This window comes from Buttiauxella sp. (assembly GCF_035271705.1).
GTDB lineage: Bacteria > Pseudomonadota > Gammaproteobacteria > Enterobacterales > Enterobacteriaceae > Buttiauxella.
The window spans coordinates 44,023-67,595 of sequence record NZ_DATERI010000217.1 but is presented as its reverse complement, the minus strand read 5'-3'; the positions used below and the strand labels follow the sequence as shown (position 1 = coordinate 67,595).

21 protein-coding genes are annotated in these 23,573 nt (G+C 50.7%); 5 read left to right on the top strand and 16 right to left on the bottom strand.

The genetic code is table 11. The features are described from left to right. The 7 genes from VJY99_RS19625 to VJY99_RS19595 all read right to left on the bottom strand — a co-directional run. Positions 1-585: sulfate ABC transporter permease subunit (locus VJY99_RS19625; protein WP_324121488.1), on the bottom strand; the 585-nt coding region annotated here is incomplete at its 3' end. Beyond that, on the bottom strand, positions 585-1,418 hold the full coding sequence (cysT, locus tag VJY99_RS19620) for a sulfate/thiosulfate ABC transporter permease CysT (protein WP_324121498.1): 834 nt from the start codon (positions 1,416-1,418) through the stop codon (positions 585-587). The genes cysT and VJY99_RS19625, both read right to left, overlap by 1 nt. After that, positions 1,418-2,434: a sulfate ABC transporter substrate-binding protein gene (locus VJY99_RS19615; protein ID WP_324121486.1), complete on the bottom strand. Its 1,017-nt coding sequence runs from the start codon at positions 2,432-2,434 to the stop codon at positions 1,418-1,420. The genes cysT and VJY99_RS19615 overlap by 1 nt, the downstream gene beginning before the upstream one ends. A 310-nt stretch (positions 2,435-2,744) precedes the next feature. Beyond that, positions 2,745-3,644, bottom strand: coding sequence for a Dyp-type peroxidase (locus VJY99_RS19610; RefSeq protein ID WP_324121484.1), 900 nt, complete (start codon positions 3,642-3,644; stop codon positions 2,745-2,747). Between the two features lie 104 nt (positions 3,645-3,748). Next, positions 3,749-4,324, bottom strand: a complete 576-nt coding sequence (locus VJY99_RS19605) for an RpoE-regulated lipoprotein (RefSeq protein WP_324121482.1) — start codon at positions 4,322-4,324, stop codon at positions 3,749-3,751. Between the two features lie 64 nt (positions 4,325-4,388). Further along, positions 4,389-4,835, bottom strand: coding sequence for a DUF2919 domain-containing protein (locus VJY99_RS19600; RefSeq protein WP_324121480.1), 447 nt, complete (start codon positions 4,833-4,835; stop codon positions 4,389-4,391). After that, positions 4,835-5,260: a GNAT family acetyltransferase gene (locus tag VJY99_RS19595; RefSeq protein WP_034497507.1), complete on the bottom strand. Its 426-nt coding sequence runs from the start codon at positions 5,258-5,260 to the stop codon at positions 4,835-4,837. Before VJY99_RS19595 ends, VJY99_RS19600 begins: the two co-directional genes overlap by 1 nt. 328 nt (positions 5,261-5,588) lie before the next feature. On the opposite strand from VJY99_RS19595, the gene amiA reads away from it, so the two are divergent. The 3 genes from amiA (at position 5,589) to VJY99_RS19580 (ending at position 8,904) form a co-directional block, all read left to right on the top strand. Further along, positions 5,589-6,461 (top strand): N-acetylmuramoyl-L-alanine amidase AmiA, encoded by an 873-nt coding sequence (gene amiA / locus VJY99_RS19590; RefSeq protein ID WP_324121477.1) that lies wholly within the window; start codon positions 5,589-5,591, stop codon positions 6,459-6,461. 5 nt (positions 6,462-6,466) lie between these two features. Continuing rightward, positions 6,467-7,369 carry an oxygen-dependent coproporphyrinogen oxidase gene (hemF, locus tag VJY99_RS19585; RefSeq protein WP_324121476.1) on the top strand — a complete coding sequence of 301 codons (903 nt, stop codon included), beginning with the start codon at positions 6,467-6,469 and terminating at the stop codon, positions 7,367-7,369. Between the two features lie 389 nt (positions 7,370-7,758). After that, the gene (locus VJY99_RS19580) at positions 7,759-8,904 is read left to right on the top strand and encodes a CfaE/CblD family pilus tip adhesin (RefSeq protein ID WP_324121474.1); all 1,146 of its coding nucleotides are present in this window, start codon (positions 7,759-7,761) and stop codon (positions 8,902-8,904) included. A gap of 102 nt (positions 8,905-9,006) precedes the next feature. On the opposite strand, the gene maeB is transcribed toward VJY99_RS19580, so the two are convergent. After that, entirely contained in the window at positions 9,007-11,286 is a 2,280-nt protein-coding gene (gene maeB, locus VJY99_RS19575) for an NADP-dependent oxaloacetate-decarboxylating malate dehydrogenase (protein WP_324121472.1), read from the bottom strand. Between the two features lie 395 nt (positions 11,287-11,681). Between maeB and tal the strand changes: the two genes are divergently transcribed. Further along, positions 11,682-12,632 (top strand): transaldolase, encoded by a 951-nt coding sequence (gene tal, locus VJY99_RS19570; protein WP_324121470.1) that lies wholly within the window; start codon positions 11,682-11,684, stop codon positions 12,630-12,632. A 21-nt stretch (positions 12,633-12,653) separates the two neighbouring features. Continuing rightward, entirely contained in the window at positions 12,654-14,651 is a 1,998-nt protein-coding gene (tkt, locus tag VJY99_RS19565; protein WP_324121468.1) for a transketolase, read from the top strand. A 151-nt stretch (positions 14,652-14,802) separates the two neighbouring features. On the opposite strand, the gene VJY99_RS19560 is transcribed toward tkt, so the two are convergent. The 8 genes from VJY99_RS19560 to aegA form a co-directional block, all read right to left on the bottom strand. Continuing rightward, positions 14,803-15,846: a DUF1176 domain-containing protein gene (locus VJY99_RS19560; RefSeq protein ID WP_324121466.1), complete on the bottom strand. Its 1,044-nt coding sequence runs from the start codon at positions 15,844-15,846 to the stop codon at positions 14,803-14,805. Between the two features lie 272 nt (positions 15,847-16,118). Continuing rightward, positions 16,119-16,694, bottom strand: a complete 576-nt coding sequence (gene nudK, locus VJY99_RS19555; RefSeq protein WP_324121464.1) for a GDP-mannose pyrophosphatase NudK — start codon at positions 16,692-16,694, stop codon at positions 16,119-16,121. Positions 16,695-16,902: 208 nt separating this feature from the next. Further along, entirely contained in the window at positions 16,903-17,505 is a 603-nt protein-coding gene (napC, locus tag VJY99_RS19550) for a cytochrome c-type protein NapC (protein ID WP_324121462.1), read from the bottom strand. An 8-nt stretch (positions 17,506-17,513) separates the two neighbouring features. Further along, the gene (gene napB, locus VJY99_RS19545; RefSeq protein WP_324121459.1) at positions 17,514-17,963 is read right to left on the bottom strand and encodes a nitrate reductase cytochrome c-type subunit; all 450 of its coding nucleotides are present in this window, start codon (positions 17,961-17,963) and stop codon (positions 17,514-17,516) included. Positions 17,964-17,975: 12 nt separating this feature from the next. Continuing rightward, the gene (gene napA / locus VJY99_RS19540; protein WP_324121457.1) at positions 17,976-20,462 is read right to left on the bottom strand and encodes a nitrate reductase catalytic subunit NapA; all 2,487 of its coding nucleotides are present in this window, start codon (positions 20,460-20,462) and stop codon (positions 17,976-17,978) included. After that, a complete protein-coding gene (napD, locus tag VJY99_RS19535; protein ID WP_324121455.1) occupies positions 20,459-20,722 on the bottom strand; it encodes a chaperone NapD in 264 nt (87 codons plus the stop codon). The genes napA and napD overlap by 4 nt, the downstream gene beginning before the upstream one ends. Continuing rightward, positions 20,712-21,203, bottom strand: coding sequence for a ferredoxin-type protein NapF (gene napF / locus VJY99_RS19530; protein WP_324121453.1), 492 nt, complete (start codon positions 21,201-21,203; stop codon positions 20,712-20,714). The genes napD and napF overlap by 11 nt, the downstream gene beginning before the upstream one ends. A gap of 229 nt (positions 21,204-21,432) precedes the next feature. Further along, on the bottom strand, positions 21,433-23,430 hold the full coding sequence (gene aegA, locus VJY99_RS19525; protein WP_324121451.1) for a formate-dependent uric acid utilization protein AegA: 1,998 nt from the start codon (positions 23,428-23,430) through the stop codon (positions 21,433-21,435). Positions 23,431-23,573 lie beyond the last annotated feature (143 nt).

Sequence of the window (23,573 nt, the reverse complement as noted above, 5' to 3'; positions counted from 1 at the left end):
TGTCACGCGTCTGAACATCTGCCAGCCCGAAGCTCCCAGTAGAATCGCCGCTTCGTCTTCATGGCTACCCTGGCTTAACATCACCGGCACCAACTCACGTACCACGAATGGGCAGGTCACAAAAATTGTCACCAGCACCATACCCGGCCAGGCGAACATAATCTGGATGTTATGTGCATCCATGAAGCTGGCTAACGGACCATTTGAACCGTAAAACAGCAGATAAACCAAACCCGCAACGACCGGTGATACCGCAAACGGGATATCCAGAAGCGTTAACAGCAGTTGGCGTCCTGGGAAGTCAAAACGCGTGACAAGCCAGGCCAGCAAAATACCGAACACCAGGTTCACTGGCACGGTAATCAGGGCAATCATCACCGTCAACCAGATGGCGTGCAACATATCCGGGTCGACAATATTCCGCAGCGCAGGCATCAACCCTTTTGAGAATGCATGCACAAAAATAGAGGCGACCGGCACCACCAGTAGCAGAAACGAAATCAACACCCCGAGGCCAATGAGAACCCATTTACCCCAGTTAAAACCGGTGCGCCTATAACTTTTCAATTCAGTTACGTCCGTCATCAGTGACCTACCACGCGCCGACCAAAGCGACTTTGCAGCGTGTTAATGGTGAACAGCAACAGCAGTGAAGCCGCGAGAATAACCGAGGCAATGGCACTGGCTGCCGGATAATCAAATTCCTGCAAACGCACGAAAATCATCAGCGACGTCACTTCGGTTTTCCAGGCGATGTTACCGGCGATAAAAATCACCGCGCCAAACTCACCCAGGCTACGCGTAAACGACAGCGCGACACCTGCCATCAGCGCCGGAGAAAGCTCCGGTAAAATCACACGACGGAAACTCTGCCAGCGCGTCGCACCCAGCGTTTCAGCCGCTTCTTCGTATTCTGGCCCTAACTCTTCAAGCACTGGCTGAATGGTTCGCACCACAAACGGGATGCTGGTAAATGCCATCGCAACGGCAATCCCCAACCAGGTGTATGTCACCTTGATACCAAACTGTGCCAACCATTCGCCGTACCAACCGTTTACTGAAAAAAGCCCTGCAAGCGTTAAACCGGCCACCGCCGTGGGTAATGCAAACGGTAAATCCATTAATGCATCAAGCAGGCTGCGCCCTGGAAACTGATAGCGAGTCAGGATCCACGCCATCAGCATGCCAAAGAAACCGTTAAAGATAGACGCCACACCCGCAGACAGCAGCGTCACTTTATAGGCCGCGACAACCTGTGGATTGGTGATCACTTCCCAATACTGAGCCAGCGTCATCTCAGAAAGTTGCATCACCAGTGCGCTCAGAGGCAGCAGCAAAATCAGGCAAACAAACAACAAACTGGTGCCAAGGCTTAACGTGAAGCCTGGCAACACACGTTTGGTGGCAACAGCAAACATCACTCACGCCCCTTGCTCAGCAGCGTGTCAAATTCACCACCACTCACAAAATGGGTTTTCATCACTTCAGGCCAGCCACCAAATTCATCTTCCACGCGGAACAATTCAGTCTGCGGGAATTTATCCTTCAGTTTGTCCATGACCTGCGGGTTGTTCACGCGGTAGTAATAGTCAGTGATAATGGTTTGCGCCGCTGGGCTATACAGGAAATTGAGATACTCTTTCGCCGCTTTTTCAGTGCCGTTGGCTTTGACGTTTTTATCAACCCACGCCACCGGGAACTCAGCCAGAATATTGACCTTCGGAATAACCACTTCGTAGCCATCTTTCGCATACTGGTTACGGATGTTGTTCACCTCAGATTCAAAGCTAATCAACACGTCGCCCAAACCACGCTCAACAAATGTTGTGGTTGCGCCACGGCCACCGGTATCAAAGACTTCGACGTTTTTCAGGAACTGTGTCATGAACTGTTCGGTTTTGGCTTTATCACCACCGTCAGCTTTGTTCGCTGCACCCCATGCGCCTAAGTAGGTGTAACGTGCGTTACCTGAGGTTTTTGGATTCGGGAAAATGAGCTTCACGTCCGGGCGAACTAAATCACTCCAGTCGTGGATATTTTTCGGGTTACCTTTGCGCACCAGGAAACCCATAGTGGAGTAGAACGGAGAACTGTTATTCGGTAAACGGGTCTGCCAGTCGGCTGGAATCAGCTTACCTTTGTCATGCAGGATCTGCACATCAGAAACCTGGTTATAAGTTACAACGTCTGCTTTTAAACCCTGTAAAATCGCCAACGCTTGTTTTGATGACCCGGCATGAGATTGTTTAATCACCAGCTTGTCACCGCTATTTTCCTGCTCCCATTGCTTTTGGAAAGCAGGGTTCAATGCGGTAAATAGCTCACGAGACACATCATAAGAGCTGTTCAACAGTTCTGTAGCATGGGCTGAACCTGCCAATAACGCAGAAACAACAAGCGTACTCCAAACTTTTTTCACTGACGTCATGGCCATTGGACACCCTTATAAATGTGATATCCCCGTCATCTTTCAAGTTGCCGATGCGTTGGCTGCATCTTGAAATCTTTTGGGTATTACGGTCTGATTAATGGTGACCAGTGTATTTATAATGAGTGTCAAAGCTGTAACGGTTTTATATATCGTTTAGTGATTTGCAATAAGAAAGAGGTATAAGCTCAGAAAGATAGGGTGTTAGCGGCGAAGGCAGTCTGACAACGGCCAGCGCGCAAAAACCGGAGCGTACATGAAGTACGTGAGGATTTTGAGCACTGCCCGGCGCCAGAATGGCGAGATAAGGTAGCCCTTACAGGCTTAACAGCTTGTCCACAGACGGTGCAAAGTAATAGCCGCCGGTCACTGGCTTGGTAAAACGCAACATACCGTCGCGCTTACCGTCAGTTTCGCCAAACATACTTAACAATTGCTGTTCGATGTTATGCAAACGCGCGCAATAAGCGATGAAGTAAAGACCATGTGGGCCGCTGGCAGTACCGTACGGCAGGCTCTGGCGCAGAATCTTCAGGCCTTTACCGTTCTCTTTCAGATCAACACGGCTGAGGTGCGAAGTTTCCGGACGCTCGTCACCATCAATCTCTTCGTTGGCTTCTTTGGTGCGCCCCATGATCATTTCCTGATCACTCACGCTCATGCGGTTAAGCTGTTTCAGATTGTGCTCCCAACGCTGCACAAACACATAGCTGCCACCAGCATCGACACCTTCATTAATCACGGCAACTGCACGACGCGTTTCTTCACCCTGCGGGTTTTCAGTACCATCGACAAAACCGCTCAGGTCACGGTCTTCAACCCAACGGAAACCGTGTATTTCCTCTTCGATTTTCAGAGCATCGCCGAATGCGGCAAGTGCAGCTTGCGCCACAGAGAAATTCACATCATGACGCAGGGACAGGATGTGGATCATCACATCATGCTGAGTGGCTGGCGCCAGGCCTTTACCTAATGGGGTAAAGTTTTTCAGCTCTGGAGCACCTTCGCCACCACTTAAATCGCGCCACAGGTCATGACCAAACGCCACTACCGCGCCTAAATGCGCCTCAGGGAATTTTTCCTGGAATGTCGTTAGCGACTGATTAAAGATTTTGCAGCCTTGACGAAGCGCATCGAAATCGCCCTGAAAACTCGCTTCCAGCCAAACGGCGGCGCGGCAATGTTCCGGCAGAACGCCAGATTGAACATCAGACATGAATCCTCCTAAAAAAAACACGCCACTCGACGTGGCGTTTATCCCTTCATAATACCCAATTACGGCCACGCCTTCTTGAGAAGACGCAAACCCTGGGTTAATTTTTATCGGCGCCAGATAATTTTGCTGATTTTCCAGTTTTTGAGCGTGTCGTCAGACGGCATCAATTCCTGTGCGCCATGCCATTGGCCGCTAAACAGATAACTAATATGTTGGCTGTCTGCTGCCTTGCACTCAACGCTGTCGCTGTCATCACCGCTGGCTTTGACACATGAGCCAAACGCTTTGTCATACAGGGTGCTGAACGTGGTGCCAATTTTGACACCACTATCGGTTTCAATATCGCTATCCATGACATCTACACGGCTAACTGTGCCTTTTTCGCCGTTAACAACCACCATCACCGTTTTGTCAGTCATTGCTTCATAGAAACGCACTATTTCGCCGTTATCGGTTTTCATACCACTGCGCAGACGGTAGTTATCGTTCAATGCACTGCTGACCGCTTTTTCATCCATTGGCGTGCTTGAAGTTAACTCACCCACACCTTGCTCGCTCACTTCAAGCGACGAACCAAACCAGTTCATTGGATTTGCCGCAGACCAGTTGACCGCAGACAGCGTCGAACAGCCGCTTAAAACCAGTGGCAACCCTAATAACATCAGGCGCAGTGTTTTCATCAGAAATTCCTTTATTAAGCATGAGTACGCGCTTTGGAGTACAAACTTTCCCAAAAGTGCCAGGTTATTCACAGCTAAGCGTGAAGTAATCGCGTAAACGGCGGCTGCGACACAACCACCACAAAGCAAAGATATCAGCCATCAGCAGCGACAATGTCACGCCTGTTAGCGCCTCGCCCTGCCATAACAGCAGCAGTTGCCAGGCTAAAACGACACCTTGTGCAGCAACCAGTACCCAGCGCCACGTCGCCCATAAACGAGGGTGTAAATGACGGCGGCCACTCATCATAAATGCCAGTGCTGCAGGAATACCGGGCAGTAACCCAAACCAAAAAGTATCCCGGTCTGGGTAAAACGCACCGAGAATGGCATCCCCCTGCTGGCTCGATGCCGCCGCCAACACGAGTACAAACCAGGTTCGCGCCTGCAATAGGAGGATGCACCAAAATAAAATGGGTGTTTTGAGATTACCGTGGGTGTCGTAATCCGACGGTGGATACAGATAAGACATTAATATTCTTGGTCTTCAATCAGACGCTTGCCGAGTAGCACCACATCTTGCTGCTCGTATTCAAGGCGTTCGTACATGCCAATCACCAGGTCGTTTTCTTCACGCACCATGATATGAATTTTTGGGCAACCGCGCGCGATAAGCTTTTTCTCCAGACGACTGAGCAACGCGTTGGCGATGCCACGACCACGATATTCTGGATGTACACCGAGATAATAAGCGGAGCCACGGTGCCCGTCATAGCCGCCCATCAATGAGCCAACCACTTCACCACCCACTTCAGCCACTAAGAACAAATCCGCGTCATGATTAAGTTTACGTTCAATATCCATTTCAGGATCGTTCCACGGACGCAGTAAGTCGCAACGTTCCCAAAGTGTAATGACTTCTTCGAAATCATCCTGGCGAAAAACACGTATTTCCATGGAATTAGCCACCTGAAAGTATAAAAGAGTGATTATGAAGGTAAGTGACCATTTCGCCAATAAGCAGCTAAAAAATGGCATACTACCCACTCATTAATTTTTAGAAATGAAAAAGATACCCAAAATAATTCGAGTTGCGGGAAGATGGCATGAAAGCGAGTCCCGCGGAGCTGACATGAGTCAGTGATTCGGGTGAGTAAGCGCCGCCAGCGCACCAGCAGCTTGAAGCATGACGGGTATAATCATTTCAGGAAAATGCTTGTCGTTTACCCTTTACCGATACGCTATAAATGCCTATCTGCAATTTTAAAGATAAAAAACTAGCCACATGAGCAAAATTAAATCACTGACGCATTTAACTACCCGCCGCCAGTTACTGCTTACTGGATTGGCTGCCCTAACGTTAACGGGTGTAAACAAGGCTTTGGCTAACTCTGAGACCAAACCTCTCAAAACCACCACTAACCACAGTAAACCGACCAAGAAGTCGGGTGCTCGTCGGGTGGTGATGCTCGACCCAGGCCACGGCGGCATTGATACCGGTGCGATTGGGCATAATGGATCGAAAGAGAAACATGTCGTACTGGCCGTCGCTAAGAATGTGCGTAACATATTAAGAAGCCAGGGAATAGACGCCAAACTCACACGTACCGGTGACGAATTTATCCCACTGTATGATCGCGTAGAAATCGCCCATAAACATGGCGCCGATTTGTTTATGTCGATTCATGCCGATGGATTTACCAGCCCTACGGCTGCCGGTGCGTCGGTTTTTGCCCTTTCCAATCGGGGTGCCAGTAGTGCGATGGCGAAATATCTTTCTGATAAAGAAAACGCCGCCGATGACGTGGCTGGCAGTAAAGTGAAACACAAAGATCAATACCTACAACAGGTTCTGTTCGATCTGGTGCAAACCGATACTATCAAAAACAGCCTGACGCTGGGGTCGCATATCCTCAAGCAGATAAAACCGGTGCATAAACTCCACAGCCGCAGCACCGAACAAGCCGCGTTTGTGGTGCTGAAATCGCCGTCGATTCCATCGGTGTTAGTTGAGACGTCGTTTATTACCAATCCCGGTGAAGAGAAGTTGCTTGGCACTACCGCGTTCCGCCAAAAAATCGCAAATGCGATTGCCTCTGGTATCATTAGCTACTTCAATTGGTTTGATAACCAAAAAGCTCACAGTAAAAAACGTTGAAACCTATGAACACGCCTGATATTCACGCCGTAAAACAATTCCTGCTGCAACTGCAGGACACCATTTGTCAGCAACTCAGCGCCGTTGACGGTGCCGCGTTTGAAGAAGATAGCTGGCAGCGCGAAGGTGGCGGTGGCGGACGCAGCCGTGTATTACGCGGTGGGACTATTTTTGAACAAGCTGGCGTGAATTTCTCCCATGTGCATGGCGACGCAATGCCCGCCTCAGCGACAGCACATCGCCCGGAACTTGCTGGGCGTAGCTTTGAAGCGATGGGCGTGTCGTTAGTGGTGCATCCGCTCAATCCTTACGTACCCACCAGCCACGCCAACGTGCGCTTTTTTATTGCCCAAAAGCCGGGCTGTGAACCCGTGTGGTGGTTCGGCGGGGGTTTTGATTTAACGCCGTTTTACGGTTTTGAAGAAGATGCGATTCACTGGCATAAAACGGCGCGTGAGCTGTGCCAGCCATTTGGTGATGACGTTTTCCCGCGTTACAAAAAATGGTGTGACGATTACTTCTTTATTAAGCATCGCAATGAGCAGCGCGGCATTGGCGGCTTGTTCTTTGACGATCTGAACACGCCAGATTTCGATTATTGCTTTAACTTTATGCAAGCGGTCGGTAACGGTTATCTGGCGGCGTATTTGCCGATTGTCGAGCGCCGTAAAACATTGCCATGGGGTGAGCGCGAGCGCGACTTCCAGCTCTACCGCCGAGGCCGTTATGTCGAGTTTAATCTGGTGTGGGATCGCGGAACGCTGTTTGGTTTGCAGACCGGTGGGCGCACGGAGTCGATTTTAATGTCGATGCCGCCACTGGTGCGTTGGGAGTATAGCTATCAGCCAGAAGAAGGTAGCCCGGAAGCTGCCTTGAGCGAATTTATTCGGGTGCGTGATTGGATTTAACCTGTCGTTAGCGAATAAAAAAACTCCACAGCACCTATAACATTGTGCACCCAACGACACCTAAACTTAGCCAGACATCGTTCATCAACTCTTTATGGGTTCGGGATAAACTATTTTGGCACTTTTCTATTGCGCGATGATAAGTATCTGGCTGTCATTCACCAAGAAAACATAAATACCATAATCTATTCTCATCAACACCGTCAGAATTAACGCATAGCGAACCAATAGGATCTATTTTATCTTTTTGATAGGACCCTGTTGAGTGGATAAGAATATCCGGATATCCGCTTTTGCTCTCTTCCTACGCAAATGTAAAAACGGTAAGAAGTGAAAATCAGACCTATTCTTAATATAAATTATTCATCTTATTAAAAAATAGGGCAGATATGGCCTACCGTAAACTGATTGTAGACTGCATTTCGCTGGTTTTGCTTTTCATTCTTTATTGCGGGCAAGTCAATGCCACTCGCGTAGAACCTACCGGGCGCGACACGCAGGTAGAGTTAACTTTTGACAAATCCAGTCAGCCGCAAAGTGTTGCCATCTGGACCAATGAAAGCGGAGGGTACGATACCGATAATGACCAACTATGGGGCCGGAATACTTGGGTTTGTCTGTCCAGTTCGAGCCCAGCCACTGGCCAGTGCAGCACTTCAGTGACAGGAGTAAAATCGGGAAAAACATCGATTCCGCTTATTTTTACCGAGAAACGAAGTGGTTTAACTCAGGTTATTAATTTGGAAGGCTTTCATAATATCCTCGATAACACCGGGAATGGATGCTCCGGTTCGGGTGTGATTGGCGGGCCTTACCAGGTTTATGCGGCTAATGAAATGAACTGTTATAGTTCGCACGTTAACGATGAATCACAGCTCACGCTTTCAATACCAGCCCAGGAGTTGAGCAAAATACCCGTTGGCGGAATATGGCAGGCCGACGTCAAAATGAGCTTAATGCAATGGGATCCGAAAATTAAGCTCGCAGACTGGCACGCAGCGATCACCCTGAATGTTTCGGATACAAATAACCAACAAATTTACATCCCTGACTTTGGTGCTGCGACTCCACAGGTTGATTTAAATCTTCGGCCATTGCCCGGCACCACTGGCAGCGGTGTTAAATTAAGCGGCAGTGCCACCCTCGACCTGTGTCTCTATGACGGTTATAACGCCAACAGCAGCCAATTTATTCTTTCCCCTAAAGATGATTACGATGGCCTGCCTGGACGTGCTTATGGTCTTTTTTCTGTTTATCACGATGGCAAAACTGACGATCCCAACCGTATCGACTATAAACTTGAGATATTAGATCTCTCGTCAAGAAGCTATGTGGCTTTGGACAACTGGCAAAATTACGTGGCGACAGATATCTCCAGCGTACCGTTGCGTTCAGTGCATCTGCCTGGTATTCCTGAAGCTGTATTGTGTGTCCCAACAGCGCTACGCTTTACCACGCCTGAATTCGCTATCACCAGTAAAACCGCAGGGCATTATACCGGTACCTTGCACCTGACATTGACGACACAAATGTAGAGGGAGCACCCCATTGCCACTTTCCCTCGCCAGGCCACCCCTTTAACGTAAAATCCTGCCCAGATCTTTTGGCAGGATTTTACGTGTAATTTAGCGACTCAATTACAACGGAACGGTCTGCGCTTCCACGACCGCCAGCGCCACCATATTCACAATACGACGAACAGACGCAATCGGTGTTAACACATGCACCGGTTTCGCCACGCCCATCAATACTGGCCCGACTGTCACCCCTTCTGAGCTGGAAACACGCAGTAAGTTGTAACTAATACGTGCGGCTTCAACGTTCGGCATAATCAGGATATTTGCAGAACCTTTCAGCGGGCTGTCTGGCATACGTTCGTGGCGAATACTTTCCACCAATGCTGCATCACCATGCATCTCACCATCGATTTCCAGCTCTGGCGCACGTTCGCGAACCATTTCCAGCGTCTTGCGCATTTTGCAGGCGGCTTTAGAATCGGAAGAACCGTAGTTGGAATGCGACAACAGCGCGACCTTCGGTTCGATACCAAAACGGCGCACCGTTTCTGCGGCAAGCAACGTGATTTCCGTCAGCTCTTCCGGGGTTGGATCGTCGTTTACATAGGTATCGGTAATAAAGGTGTTGCCGCTTGGCAGCAACAGCGCGTTCATAGCACCCGCGGCTTTAACCCCTTCACGATAGCCAAACAGCTTTTCAACCACCTCGAAGTGCTCATGGTAGTCACCGACAGTCCCACAGATCATCGCATCCGCTTCGCCACGATGAACCATGATTGCACCGATAACCGTAGTGTTGCTGATTACCGCACGCTGCGCCTGTTCCTGTGTGATACCGCGACGTTTCATGATGTTGTAGTACTCGTTCCAGTACTCTTTGAAACGCGGATCAGATTCGTTATTCACAATCTCGAAATCAATACCGGCGCGAATTTGCAGACCTAATTTCTTCAGACGCATCTCGATAACAGCCGGACGACCAATCAAAATTGGCTTCGCAAGGCCCAAAGTAACCAGTTCCTGAGTCGCATGCAGCACACGCGCTTCTTCGCCTTCTGTCAGAACCACACGCTTAGGATCCAAACGCGCCTGGGAGAAAATCGGCTTCATGAACAAGTTGGTTTTGTAAACGAATTCGGTGAGCTTATCTTTATAAGCATCGAAATCCTTAATCGGGCGGGTTGCGACACCCGAATCCATCGCCGCTTTCGCCACCGCAGGGGCAATTTGCACAATCAAACGCGGATCGAACGGTTTAGGGATCAGGTACTCAGGGCCGAATGTCAGCTCTTCTTCGCCATAAGCAGAAGCCACTACATCACTTTGCTCAGCATGAGCCAGTTCAGCAATCGCGTGAACCGCTGCCAATTTCATCTCTTCGTTAATGGCCGTGGCACACACATCCAGCGCCCCACGGAAGATGAACGGGAAGCACAGCACGTTGTTCACCTGATTGGGGTAGTCGGAACGGCCGGTGCAGATAATCGCATCCGGGCGCACTTCTTTTGCCAGCGGTGGCAGAATTTCCGGCTCTGGATTTGCCAGCGCCAAAATCAGCGGAGCACGCGCCATCTTCCTGACCATATCTGGGGTCAGCACTTTCGGGCCGGAACAGCCAAGGAAGATATCCGCACCTTCAATGACATCATCCAGGGTGCGTTTACCGCTATCTTCCACCGCGTAAGCCGCTTTGGTTTCCGCCATGTTCTCTTCACGGCCTTTGTAGATAACGCCCTTGGAATCGCAAACCACAATGTTGTGCTTCTGCATGCCCAATGCCACCAGCAGATTCATACAGGCGATACTTGCAGCCCCTGCCCCGGACACCACCAGGCGGATATCAGAAATATTTTTCTTAACCACACGCAGACCATTAAGCACCGCCGCGGTACAGATAATCGCGGTGCCGTGTTGGTCATCGTGGAACACAGGAATGTTCATGCGTTCACGCAGCGTTTTCTCGATATAGAAACACTCTGGGGCTTTGATATCTTCTAAGTTGATGCCGCCAAAAGTAGGCTCGAGTGACGCAATAATGTTAATTAATTTGTCTGGGTCCATCTCATCGATTTCGATATCGAACACGTCGATACCGGCAAATTTCTTGAACAGAACACCCTTACCTTCCATAACAGGCTTGCCGGCCAGCGCACCGATATTGCCCAGTCCTAGCACCGCGGTACCGTTAGAAATCACACCCACCAGATTGCCGCGCGCCGTATATTTGTAGGCCGCAAGGGGGTCTTTTTCTATCTCAAGACAAGGTGCCGCAACACCCGGAGAGTAGGCCAATGCCAGATCACGTTGAGTAGCCAGTGGTTTGGTCGGGCAGACCTGAATTTTTCCGGGAATGGGGAATTCGTGAAAATCGAGGGCACTTTGCTTCAGTTGTTCATCCATTTCTTCGTTCCTTTTTTCATAATCAATACCCAATGAGTTTCGGGTTGCAGGAGGGCGGCAAGGCAGCGTATTCCGATGAGCTTACATAAGTAAGTGATTCGGGTGCGCGAACACAGCCAACACACCTGCGGCCTGAAGGCCGACGGGTATAAAGGGTCGGTTAGGTCTTGGTAAGGCCAGGTAGTATCGCGCTTGCACGCGTTCTAAACTTTGAACATCGCCATACAATCAACAATACCTGGCAAAATTGTTAGGAAATCAGAGCGATTATGTTACCCATCATTAACAACAATGCCATACCTATCTGCTATGCTTTTTAGTTATGCCTTTGATGAATTTTCGTCGAAAGTGACATGGAGCACTCAAGTAATACCTTGTATCTCAAGGAGATAGCCATGAACCAGCTAGACAGCATCAAACAATTCACCACCGTTGTTGCCGACAGTGGTGACATCGAATCTATCCGTCATTACCAGCCCATGGATGCAACGACTAACCCCTCGCTACTACTGAAAGCTGCCGGATTAGCCCACTATCAAACACTCATTGATGATGCCATTGCTTATGGCAAACAGCGCGGAGGCACGCAAGAAGCTCAGGTGACTCAAGCCTGCGACAAACTGGCAGTCAATTTCGGTGCGGAAATTCTGAAAAGCATTCCAGGGCGTGTCTCGACGGAAGTCGATGCTCACCTCTCTTTTAACAAAGAAAAAAGCATCGCTAAAGCCCGCCATTTGATTGATCTTTATGAAGAGCTTGGCATTGATAAATCAAGAGTTCTTATCAAGCTCGCCTCCACCTGGGAAGGTATTCGTGCCGCTGAAGAGCTGCAAAAAGAAGGGATCGATTGCAACCTGACGCTGCTGTTCTCCTTTGCCCAGGCACGTGCTTGTGCCGAAGCAGGCGTATTCCTGATTTCACCGTTCGTTGGCCGTATCTACGACTGGTATCAGGCACGTAAACCGATGGACCCGTATGTCGTTGAAGAAGATCCGGGCGTCAAATCGGTACGCAATATCTATGATTACTTTAAGCATCATAGCTACAGCACCATCGTGATGGGTGCGAGTTTCCGCCGCACCGAGCAAATTCTGGCGTTAGTGGGCTGCGACCGCCTGACTATCGCTCCTAACCTGCTGCAACAGCTGCAGGAAAGTGATGAACCTGTAGTGCGTAAATTGGTGCCGACTTCGCAGGGCTTCCATCGCCCAGAACCGATTAGCGAAGCTGATTTCCGTTGGGAACATAATCAGGACCCAATGGCCGTCGAAAAACTCGCAGAAGGCATCCGCCTGTTCGCCATTGATCAACGCAAACTGGAAGATTTACTCGCCGCCAAACTTTGAACGACAACCACGGAGTGAAACATGTCATCTCGTAAAGAGCTTGCTAATGCCATTCGTGCCCTGAGTATGGACGCGGTACAAAAAGCGAATTCGGGCCACCCAGGTGCTCCGATGGGAATGGCAGATATTGCCGAAGTGTTATGGAACGACTTCCTGCACCATAACCCTACCAACCCCACGTGGGCTGACCGGGACAGATTTATTCTTTCCAATGGTCACGCCTCGATGCTGCTCTACAGCCTGCTGCATCTGAGCGGGTATGACTTGCCGCTGGAGGAATTAAAAAACTTCCGCCAGCTTCACTCTAAAACCCCCGGGCATCCGGAAATTGGTTATACGCCAGGTATTGAAACGACCACGGGGCCGCTTGGCCAGGGGCTTGCCAATGCCGTCGGTATGGCGATTGCTGAACGCACATTAGGGGCGCAATTCAACCGCCCCGACCATGAAATTGTCGACCACTTTACCTACGTCTTTATGGGGGATGGTTGCCTGATGGAAGGCATTTCCCATGAGGTTTGCTCCCTGGCTGGCACACTCGGCCTGGGTAAACTCATTGGCTTCTATGATCACAACGGCATTTCGATTGATGGTGAAACTGAAGGCTGGTTTACCGACGATACGGCCAAACGCTTTGAGGCTTATCACTGGCATGTGGTGCATGAAATTGACGGTCACGACCCCGAAGCGCTGAAGAAAGCGATTCAGGAAGCGCAAAGCGTCAAAGATAAGCCGTCGCTGATTATTTGCCGCACCGTCATCGGTTTCGGTTCGCCAAATAAAGCCGGTAAAGAAGAAGCACACGGATCACCGTTAGGTGAGCAAGAAGTCGCACTCGCTCGCAAACAACTGGGCTGGAACTATCCGGCATTTGAGATCCCAAAAGAGATTTATCACGCCTGGGATGCCAAAGAAAAAGGCGAGCAAGCCGAAACGGCCTGGAATGAAAAATTTGCCGCCTATGCCAAAGAACATCCTGAACTCGCGGCTGAATTTAACCGGCGGATGCACGGTGAATTGCCAGAAGGTTGGCAAGAAACCACGCAGAATTTCATTGAAAAACTGCAAGCGAATCCGGAAAAAATAGCCACCCGTAAAGCCTCACAAAACGCGCTTAATGCCTATGGCCCAAGTTTGCCAGAATTGCTGGGCGGTTCTGCTGATTTGGCCCCGAGTAACCTGACCATCTGGAAAGAGTCCAAATCCATCAAAGAGGACATCGCCGGGAATTACATTCACTACGGCGTGCGTGAATTCGGTATGACGGCCATCGCCAACGGCATCGCTCATCATGGTGGCTTTGTGCCGTATACCGCCACCTTCCTGATGTTTGTCGAATACGCACGAAACGCTGCGCGTATGGCGGCACTGATGAAAGCCCGGCAAATCATGGTCTATACCCATGACTCGATTGGCCTTGGCGAAGATGGCCCCACTCACCAGGCGGTTGAGCAACTGGCGAGCCTGCGCATGACCCCTAACTTCAGTACCTGGCGTCCGTGCGACCAGGTGGAAACGGCGGTGGCGTGGAAAACGGCCATCGAGCGACATAACGGCCCTACTGCGTTGATTCTTTCGCGTCAGAACCTCGCACAAATGGAGCGATCGCCGGATCAAGTCAAAGCGATTAGCCGTGGCGGTTACATTCTGAAAGACAGCGACGGCACGCCGGATGTGATTCTGATCGCAACAGGTTCAGAGATAGAAATCACGGTGCTGGCGGCAGATAAACTCACAGCCGAAGGGCATAAAGTTCGCGTGGTTTCGCTACCTTCAACGGATATTTTTGATGCCCAGGACGAAGCGTATCGAGAGTCTGTTTTGCCTTCAGAGGTTTCTGCGCGCATAGCAGTGGAAGCCAGTATTGCGGACTATTGGTACAAGTATGTCGGCCTGAAAGGAGCGATTGTCGGGATGACGACTTACGGTGAATCCGCTCCCGCCGATAAGCTGTTCCCGTTCTTTGGTTTTACCGTTGAGAATGTGGTCGCTAAAGCGAAGAAGGTGTTGGGCGTTTAATGGTTTCCTTGAAAATATAAAACCCTCATCCCCTATGGATTTCGAGTTGCAGGCAGGCGGCAAGAGAACAAGTCCCGATGAGCTTACTTGAGTCAGTGATTCGGGTGAGTGAACGCCGCCAACTCACCTGCAACTTGAAAGACAAAGGGGATTAGTTGGTCACCCATAAAGTTGGCCAAGAAGCACTCCCATTCCACTCATCGCAGGACGGCTCTTCTGCATACCGCACCAAACGAAAACGTTGCCCGTCAAAACGCCAGCGCGTTGCGACGCCGCAATCACCGATACCGCGCCCTTTCGCAAGTGTCGTCAGCTCTTTATTGTTTTCGTCGTATCCGGTATTCATCAGTTCAAGATCGGTGTTGCCGCTTCCTGGCGTGAACGGCAGTTTTAGACGGATTTGCCGTGCAGCGAACGGCTTCTGGCGCGATACGATCCACGCGAGATCGACAATATTGTATGCTCCGGCTTCACAGCCCACCATCAGCAGCGCTTTGTCGTCACTGAGGGCAAACACGCGCACTTCTCGGCGAGCCGGATCTAACGAACACTGGCTGTTATTCACCCGCCAGGTGCCGTAATCCATCAAGTCGCTCAGTTCCAATTGTGTGAGCGGTGTCGGCGTTGGGTTAGTCAGCTTGACGGCTTTGAGTGCGGGCGCAGGTGGCACACTCAGTGGCGGATCAGCACCTTTCTTAACCCAGGCGGTTTCGCTGCCCACTCGCTGTTGCTGGCTATCAATAAACAGTAACGAAGCTTTCAGCCCGCTGAGCGAGAGGTTTCCTTTCCCTTGTTTCAGGGTAATGGCATCCGCATTGGCCACTTTATCGAGGTAACCATTGATCGCATCCGCATCGTCGGTTTTGAGATGATGAGGGGTGACCTGCCATTTCGTCAGATCCAACACCAGCGGTTCGCCATCCAACAACATTTGTGGCGCAATCGGTGGTGCTTGCAGTTCAGTGGTAGTCAGATTGCCCAAATCAATTCTCAGGGTCGCATCGGTATGCGCACCCGCACTGCGAGTCAGCGTCATGACCAGACCATGATGAAGCCCGGTGTTACGGGCTGAACAAAAATTTTGATTGTTGCAGGTGACTTGCCAGTCGGAGAATGATTTTTGTGCCGCTGCCGCGAAAACAGAGTTCGCTATAAAGAATAAAAAGAGAAACAGCAATTCTTTGCGCAGAAACATTGTCGGCACATATCCTGAGAAGACGAAGAGAGATTAATTTATACCCTAAATAATTCGAGTTGCATCACGGCGGCAAGGGAACGAGCCCCTGGGAGCTTACATAAGTAAGTGACCTGGGTGAGGTCGCGCAGCCAACAAAAAGGCAACTTGAAGTATGACGAGCATACAAAATGTGGCGATATCTTCGTCTGGTTAACGTTTGTGCTCAATCGGATTTATCGGATAGCTCTCGTTAAAACCACCCACCACCAACTTATTGAATTCTATGACCTTTAATCCATCACTCCGCGTAATTTCAGCTGTTGAAGCAGAATGACTGTTTTTCCGTCACGAATTTCACCACTTTCGACCATTTCCATCGCCCGTTTGAAGGGTAATTCGAGCACATCAATATCTTCGTCATCAATCCCACCACCCGCATTTTCGCGTTGAGCGTCGCTGTATTGCGCAAAGTAGAAATGAATGAGTTCTGTCACACCACCCGGTGACATATAAAGCTCGAATAATTTTTCGACTTCACCCACCTCGTAACCCGTCTCCTCAATCGCTTCTTTACGCGCACAGGTTTCCGGCTCGTCAGCATCTAACAGACCCGCGCAGGCTTCAATTAACATGCCATCGGCATTGCCATTGACCCACGTTGCGACACGGAACTGGCGCGTCAGCACCACGGTTTTTTTATCGCGGTTATACAGGAGTATCGTGGCACCGTTACCCCGGTCATAGACTTCACGTTTGTGACGGATAACTTCCGCTTCGTTACGGTATAAATCGTAGGTGATATTACGGAGGATGAAGTAATTTTCTGAGAGAATTTTATCTTTGATGACTTCGATTTTGACTGACATACCGTCTCCACAATGAGTTAGGGGAGCCGATAATCATAAGCTTTGATTTAGCGTTTGTCTTGCTCTCCGTCATACTTCAAGCCGCAGATGCGTTGGCTGCAACTGCTCGCCCCAGTCACATAGTTCACTATGCTCCTGGGGACTTGCCGTCTGGCCGCCTTCCTGCAATTCGAATTATTTAGGGGAAAATAATTAATTAATAGAAAAACTAATAGCCATTTTTGACTTCGCTCATATCCGGCAACTCATGTGCAATCCCTTTGTGGCAATCCACACAGGTCTGCCCATCTTTGACCGCTTTATCATGCATTTTTGCCGCGACGGTTTTCTGGGCGGTAAAATCCATATAATCAAAATTATGGCAGTTGCGGCACTCTTGCGAATTGTTGTCTTTCATCCTGCGCCACTCGGTTTGTGCCATCGAAAGCCGATGGTCATTAAACTTTTGTGGTGTGTCGATTAAGCCAAACGCCTTGGCATACAACTCTTTGCTGGCCTGAATTTTACGTACTATTTTCGGTACCCATTCATGGGGGACATGGCAATCCGGGCAAGTCGCACGCACGCCACTACGGTTGTTGTAATGCACGGTCTGCATATACTCCTCGTAGACGTTGGCGCGCATTTCATGACAACCGATACAGAACTCTTCGCGGTTGGTCATCTCCATGCCGGTGTTAAAACCACCCCAGAAAATAATCCCACCAGCGAAACCAATCAGCAGTAACGTGCCCAGTGCCAGACGACTTGGGCGACGCCACCACTGCCATATACGCCGAATGATGCCAGGTTTACGGGTTGATTTATCCATAATGGCCTCTAGTTTCCAAAACCTTTAGACGGCGTGAATGTGTTCCCGACAATGGGTGACGCATCGGTTTGAGGAACATGACATTGCAGGCAGAAATAGCGGCGTGGCGCGACGTTCGAAAGCACGTTGCCATCGCTATCCATAAAGTGCGTCGGGCTGACGCGCGGCGCGCCTGTGGTGCGGTAATGTTCAACGCCGTGGCATTGCAGACAACGATGGGTATTTTTGCTCACCTGGTAGCCGTCAACACTGTGCGGGATAAGTGGCGGCTGATTGACATAATTCAGCGCCATACGCTCCTGCTGTTTTGGCATCCGCACCGAGCCTTCTGCCGTGCCTGAAACTTCAGGAGACGGCGTCAAATCGGCCCCGCTTGTTGCCCACAACGCGCCACTCACTAGCAGCGTAAACGCGGCAATCCATTGAAAAAACGTCTTGGTCAGGATGGTTTTTTTCATGATGTTATCCCCTTACACCTTCGCCAGTTTGACGGCGCATTTCTTATAATCCGTCTCTTTCGAAAGCGGATCAGTCGCATCCAGCGTCAGGTTATTCACCAGTTGAGCAGCGTCGAAGAATGGCAGGTACACCAACCCTTGTGGGGGACGGTTACGGCCACGTGTTTCCACAATCGAAATCACTTCACCACGGCGTGAAACCACTTTGACTTTGTCTCCACGGCGCAAATCACGCGCTTTCGCATCGAGCGGATGAATAAACAAAACCGCTTCTGGGAAGGCACGATGAAGTTCAGGTACACGACGCGTCATGCTGCCGGTATGCCAATGCTCCAGCACACGTCCGGTGGATAACCACAGGTCATATTCTTTATCTGGCGACTCTGCTGCGGGCTCAAATGGCAACGCGAAAATCACCGCCTTGCCGTCTGGTTTGCCGTAGAACTTGAAGCCTTCGCCCGCTTTCACATACGGGTCGTGGCCTTCGCTGTAACGCCAGAGCGTTTCTTTGCCGTTAACGACGGGCCAGCGTAAACCGCGTGCTTTGTGGTAATCATCGAATGGTGCGAGATCGTGCCCGTGTCCCCGCCCGAAAGCGGCGTACTCTTCGAACAGCCCTTTTTGCAGATAGAAACCCAACTCGTGAGATTCGTCATTGAGCTGGTCTTGCGCCAGTTCAGTGAGCGGGAATTTGCTGACGTTAGAATTGGCAAACAGCACGTCGAACAGCGTTTTGCCCCGATATTCCGGTTTCTGATCCACGAGTTCGGCAGGCCACACTTCTTCCACTTTGAAACGTTTGGCAAAGTTGACCAGCTGCCAGAGATCCGATTTTGCCTCGCCCGGTGCTTTAACCTGCTGGCGCCAGAACTGGGTACGGCGTTCGGCGTTGCCATAAGCCCCCTCTTTTTCCACCCACATCGCGGTAGGTAAGATAAGATCGGCGCTCAACGCGCTGATCGTTGGGTAAGGATCGGAAACAATCACAAAGTTACGCGGGTCGCGCCAGCCCGGCATACGTTCTTCGGTAATATTCGGCCCGGCTTGCATGTTGTTGTTACACATCACCCAGTAAACGTTGAGCTTGCCATCTTTCAGCGCGCGGTCTTGTGCCACGGCATGTAAGCCTACTTTTGCTGGAATCGTGCCCGCCGGAAGCTGCCACATGTTTTCCGCGATTTGGCGGTGCTTCTCGTTAGTCACCACCATGTCGGCTGGCAGGCGATGGGAGAAGGTGCCGACTTCACGCGCGGTACCACAAGCCGAAGGCTGGCCGGTTAAAGAGAACGGGCCGCAGCCAGGCTGGGAGATTTTACCGGTCAACAAGTGGATGTTGTAAACCAGGTTGTTAGCCCAGACGCCGCGCGAGTGTTGGTTGAAACCCATCGTCCAGTAAGAAATGACTTTCTTGTTCGGGTCGGCATACAACTGTGCGAGCGCTTCGAGTTGGTCTGTTGGTACACCGCTCATTTGCGCGGTTTTTTCCAGTGTGTACTCAGCAACAAACGCTTTGTAATCCTCAAAACTCATTGGCTCAGAGGCATCAGAACCTGGGTTTTTGGCCGCTTTTTCCAGCGGATGCGTAGGACGCAAGCCGTAACCGATATCCGTAACCCCTTTACGCAGATTCACATGCTGCTTAAAGAACGATTCGTTGACGGCATTGTTCTGGATGATGTAATTAGCGATGTAGTTAAGAATTGCCAGGTCACTTTGCGGGGTAAACACCATGCCGTTATCGGCCAGTTCAAAACTACGGTGCTCGAAAGTCGAAAGCACCGCGACGTTAACCTGCTCATTCGACAGACGACGGCTGGTGATGCGCGACCATAAAACCGGGTGCATCTCAGCCATGTTCGAGCCCCACAGTACGAATGCGTCGGCCTGCTCGATGTCGTCATAGCAGCCCATCGGTTCGTCCATGCCGAAGGTACGCATGAAACCCACCACCGCAGAAGCCATGCAATGGCGCGCGTTCGGATCAAGGTTGTTAGAACGGAAACCGGCTTTGAATAATTTAGACGCGGCGTAACCTTCCCAAACCGTCCACTGGCCGGAACCAAACATCCCGACGGCTTCCGGCCCTTTTTCCTTCAGGCTGGTTTTAAATTTTTGTTCCATGATGTCAAAGGCCTGCTCCCAGCTTATGGGTGTGAACTCGCCTTCTTTATCGAACTGGCCGTCTTTCATGCGCAGCAACGGCTGGGTAAGTCGGTCTTTTCCGTACATAATTTTTGGCAGGAAGTAGCCTTTGATGCAGTTCAGGCCACGGTTCACAGGTGCATCCGGATCGCCCTGGCTTGCCACCACGCGTCCATCTTGCGTGCCGACTAATACACCACAACCGGTGCCACAAAAACGGCACGGCGCTTTATCCCATTTGATGGCATCTTGTTTACCCACAACGGCACGGGCAACGCTGGGTACGCTAAGACCCGCGGCGGCCGCCGCAGCTGCAATAGCGTTCGCTTTCATAAAGCTACGACGACTGAGTTTCATGGTGTTTCCTCACCTTGCTCATCCTGCTGGTGATAAACCAGCGACACCGCCAACACACCCGCAATATTGCGTGCTGACTCAATTTGATTCAGTAGCTCATCGCTGCGCGCAGCTTCCATTACCACCACCAATTTGCCCTGACTGCCGTCGGTTAACGCAACTTCGCTACCCGGCAGCTCGCTCAATGCGTGACTGACCGCGACAACATTGTGTGGATGTGCCTGAACCACCAGGCCGCAGACGTGCCAGTCAGTTTGCATTTGCGTGTCTCATCGTGATGGCTGAAACCGGGCAACCGGCGATACATGCGCCGCAAGCGCTGCAATCGGCATGGTTGAGTAGAGGTTGGGCGATGCCCTGTAGAGAGGGGCGAAAGGCAATGGCCTGAGTTTCGCAGTTATCCTGGCAACTGCGGCATTCGATGCTGTTTTTGGCCAGGCAGTTATCGCCAATCGATAAGGTATGTTCCCAGGGGGAAACCTCGCGATTAAGAAAGATTTTTTCGGGGCAAGCTTGCGCGCAAGCGTAGCAAAAGGTGCATTCACCTTGGGTAAAATTAACTTCAGGGTAGCCCCCCTGACCGCGTTTTAAAATATGGGTTTCACAAGCAGACAGGCAAGCATCGCAGCGCGTGCAATCCACAAGAAAATGATTTTCGTCTCCGCTCCAGGGTGGGCGGAAAGCAGAACTGGAGCGTCCAAAACTGCCAGTTAATAATCCACGACGGGAAAAATTAGCCATAAAGCACATCCTTGCATCACAAATGCCAGCTCAAGGCATGCTGAAACTGGCAAACACATCTGTGTTATTTCCGTAGTTTTCTACAGGTTTTTATTAAGTGCTACGTTATGTGACAAAGGGGGAGTAGCGGCATCACCCTTTAGGGGTAAATGCAGGGATGGGATCAAAAAGGAATTCGGTTTGAAAAACAAACACTCATCCCGACGCGAAGCCGGGATGAGTTCAGCCATTAATTAAGCCGCTGAGGGGGAACTTGCAGATATTCCATAATCCCCGCTGCAGCGTGGCGACCTTCCGCCATCGCGGTCACCACCAGGTCTGCGCCACGCACCGCATCACCACCAGCGAAAATTTTCGGGTTGCTGGTCTGATAGCGCAATTTATCTTCGACGCTGGCGATGATGCGCCCCCAGCTATCGAGTTTCACGCTATGTTCTTCCAGCCACGGCATGCCATGTGGATTGAAGCCAAACGCCATAATGACCGCATCGGCTGGCATCACAAATTCGGAGCCTTCAATCGGTTTCGGGCGACGGCGGCCTTTCTCGTCGGGCTCACCCATTTGCGTACGCAGCATTTGGATCCCCATCACTTGGCCACGCTCATCCAGCTCAATGTTCAGCGGCTGCACGTTGAACTCGAACGATGCCCCTTCTTCCCTGGCATTTTTGACCTCTTTTTTGGAACCTGGCATGTTGGCTTCATCACGACGATAAGCACAAGTCACCTGCTGGGCCCCATGACGTAATGAGGTGCGCACACAATCCATTGCGGTATCGCCACCACCGAGGACAACCACCCGCTTACCCGCCATATTGATATACGGCTCTTCAGGTAATTCAGGCAGCCCCATCACCTGTTTGGTGTTGGCAATCAGGAACGGCAGCGCGTCGTAAACCCCTGGGGCGTCTTCGTTCGGCAGCCCCGCTTTCATTGAGCGGTATGTACCCACGCCGACAAATACCGCATCAAACTCCGCCAGAACCTGTTGCAGGGAGATATCGCGGCCAATTTCTGTGTTGAGTTTAAATTCGATACCCATCGCGCTGAAAATTTCACGACGACGGCTGAGTAACGATTTATCCAATTTGAACGCCGGAATACCAAACGTCAGTAGCCCACCAATTTCAGGATGACGATCAAACACCGTGGCCTGGACCCCGTTACGCGCCAGAATATCCGCACAGGCAAGCCCGGCAGGCCCAGCACCAATCACGGCGACACGGCGATTTGTCGGTTTGACATAAGAGAGATCAGGCGTCCAACCGCTGGCAAAAGCGTTGTCGGAAATATAACGTTCGATATTCCCGATGGTGACAGCCCCGTATTCGTCTTTCAGTGTGCAGGCACTTTCACATAAACTTTCTTGTGGGCAGACGCGCCCAGTCACTTCTGGCAAACAGTTGGTCTGATGTGATAACTCTACGGCCTCCAGAATGCGTCCTTCTTTGACCAGTTCAATCCATTGCGGAATATGGTTGTGCAGTGGACAAGTCCATTCACAAATACTGTGTTCGCCGCATTTAAGACAGCGGTCAGCCTGGCTTTCCGCCTGGGTTTTATCAAAAGTACGATAGATTTCGTCGAAGCCAGTTTTACGCAAATCCAGGTCAATTTTGTCCGGTTCTTGCCGCGCAGGTGTGGCACACATTTTGTTTACTTTGGTTAATTCGCAACCCACTGACGGTTGTTGCACCCTTTGCTGCGCTGTGCTGTGCCACGGCTGAGATTCCTGCGTCGCTGAGCGTAAGCGTCGGGCTTTCGCAAGCGTGGCTAGTGTCTCACTGCTTATCAATTTCAGCGCTTTGCTGGGGCAATTTTCCACACACGCCGGGCCATTTTCGCGGTGCAGACATAAATCACATTTATGGGCGTTGGCCTTAACCGAGCGCCCATCATTTAGCGGAATGGTAATGACCTGCATGGCGCCAAACGGGCAAGCCACGACACAGGATTTACAACCAATACATTTCTGCTGGTTGACCTGGACACTGTCTTTGACACGTGAAATAGCTTCATTTGGGCAACTGCTGGCGCATGGGGCGTCCTCACAATGCCGACAAGTGACGGCGTTACGTCGCCCCTCGTGCTTAATCACCGCAATCCGTGGCTGGAATTGCTCGCGGGTCAGAACATGTTTTTCATCATTGTGGGACATCACACAGGCAACTTCACAGGCATGACATCCGATACAAAGTTGTGCATTGGCAAGAACAAAACGATTCATCACTACCCCTTGCCTGTTATCAAGAACAGAAGGCGATTACTCGTTAGCATTCAAGTCGCAGGTAGGCGGCCAGGGAGCTTATCCCGGTGAGTGCAGCCAACACCCTTGCGGCTTGAAGGATGACGCGTATATTTTTTATGGGG

Coding starts and splice junctions, on each gene's coding strand:
- cysT (WP_324121498.1), bottom strand. CDS start 1,418: ATGTTTGCTGTTGCCACCAAACGTGTGTTGCCAGGCTTCACGTTAAGC.
- VJY99_RS19615 (WP_324121486.1), bottom strand. CDS start 2,434: ATGGCCATGACGTCAGTGAAAAAAGTTTGGAGTACGCTTGTTGTTTCT.
- VJY99_RS19610 (WP_324121484.1), bottom strand. CDS start 3,644: ATGTCTGATGTTCAATCTGGCGTTCTGCCGGAACATTGCCGCGCCGCC.
- VJY99_RS19605 (WP_324121482.1), bottom strand. CDS start 4,324: ATGAAAACACTGCGCCTGATGTTATTAGGGTTGCCACTGGTTTTAAGC.
- VJY99_RS19600 (WP_324121480.1), bottom strand. CDS start 4,835: ATGTCTTATCTGTATCCACCGTCGGATTACGACACCCACGGTAATCTC.
- VJY99_RS19595 (WP_034497507.1), bottom strand. CDS start 5,260: ATGGAAATACGTGTTTTTCGCCAGGATGATTTCGAAGAAGTCATTACA.
- amiA (WP_324121477.1), top strand. CDS start 5,589: ATGAGCAAAATTAAATCACTGACGCATTTAACTACCCGCCGCCAGTTA.
- hemF (WP_324121476.1), top strand. CDS start 6,467: ATGAACACGCCTGATATTCACGCCGTAAAACAATTCCTGCTGCAACTG.
- VJY99_RS19580 (WP_324121474.1), top strand. CDS start 7,759: ATGGCCTACCGTAAACTGATTGTAGACTGCATTTCGCTGGTTTTGCTT.
- maeB (WP_324121472.1), bottom strand. CDS start 11,286: ATGGATGAACAACTGAAGCAAAGTGCCCTCGATTTTCACGAATTCCCC.
- tal (WP_324121470.1), top strand. CDS start 11,682: ATGAACCAGCTAGACAGCATCAAACAATTCACCACCGTTGTTGCCGAC.
- tkt (WP_324121468.1), top strand. CDS start 12,654: ATGTCATCTCGTAAAGAGCTTGCTAATGCCATTCGTGCCCTGAGTATG.
- VJY99_RS19560 (WP_324121466.1), bottom strand. CDS start 15,846: ATGTTTCTGCGCAAAGAATTGCTGTTTCTCTTTTTATTCTTTATAGCG.
- nudK (WP_324121464.1), bottom strand. CDS start 16,694: ATGTCAGTCAAAATCGAAGTCATCAAAGATAAAATTCTCTCAGAAAAT.
- napC (WP_324121462.1), bottom strand. CDS start 17,505: ATGGATAAATCAACCCGTAAACCTGGCATCATTCGGCGTATATGGCAG.
- napB (WP_324121459.1), bottom strand. CDS start 17,963: ATGAAAAAAACCATCCTGACCAAGACGTTTTTTCAATGGATTGCCGCG.
- napA (WP_324121457.1), bottom strand. CDS start 20,462: ATGAAACTCAGTCGTCGTAGCTTTATGAAAGCGAACGCTATTGCAGCT.
- napD (WP_324121455.1), bottom strand. CDS start 20,722: ATGCAAACTGACTGGCACGTCTGCGGCCTGGTGGTTCAGGCACATCCA.
- napF (WP_324121453.1), bottom strand. CDS start 21,203: ATGGCTAATTTTTCCCGTCGTGGATTATTAACTGGCAGTTTTGGACGC.
- aegA (WP_324121451.1), bottom strand. CDS start 23,430: ATGAATCGTTTTGTTCTTGCCAATGCACAACTTTGTATCGGATGTCAT.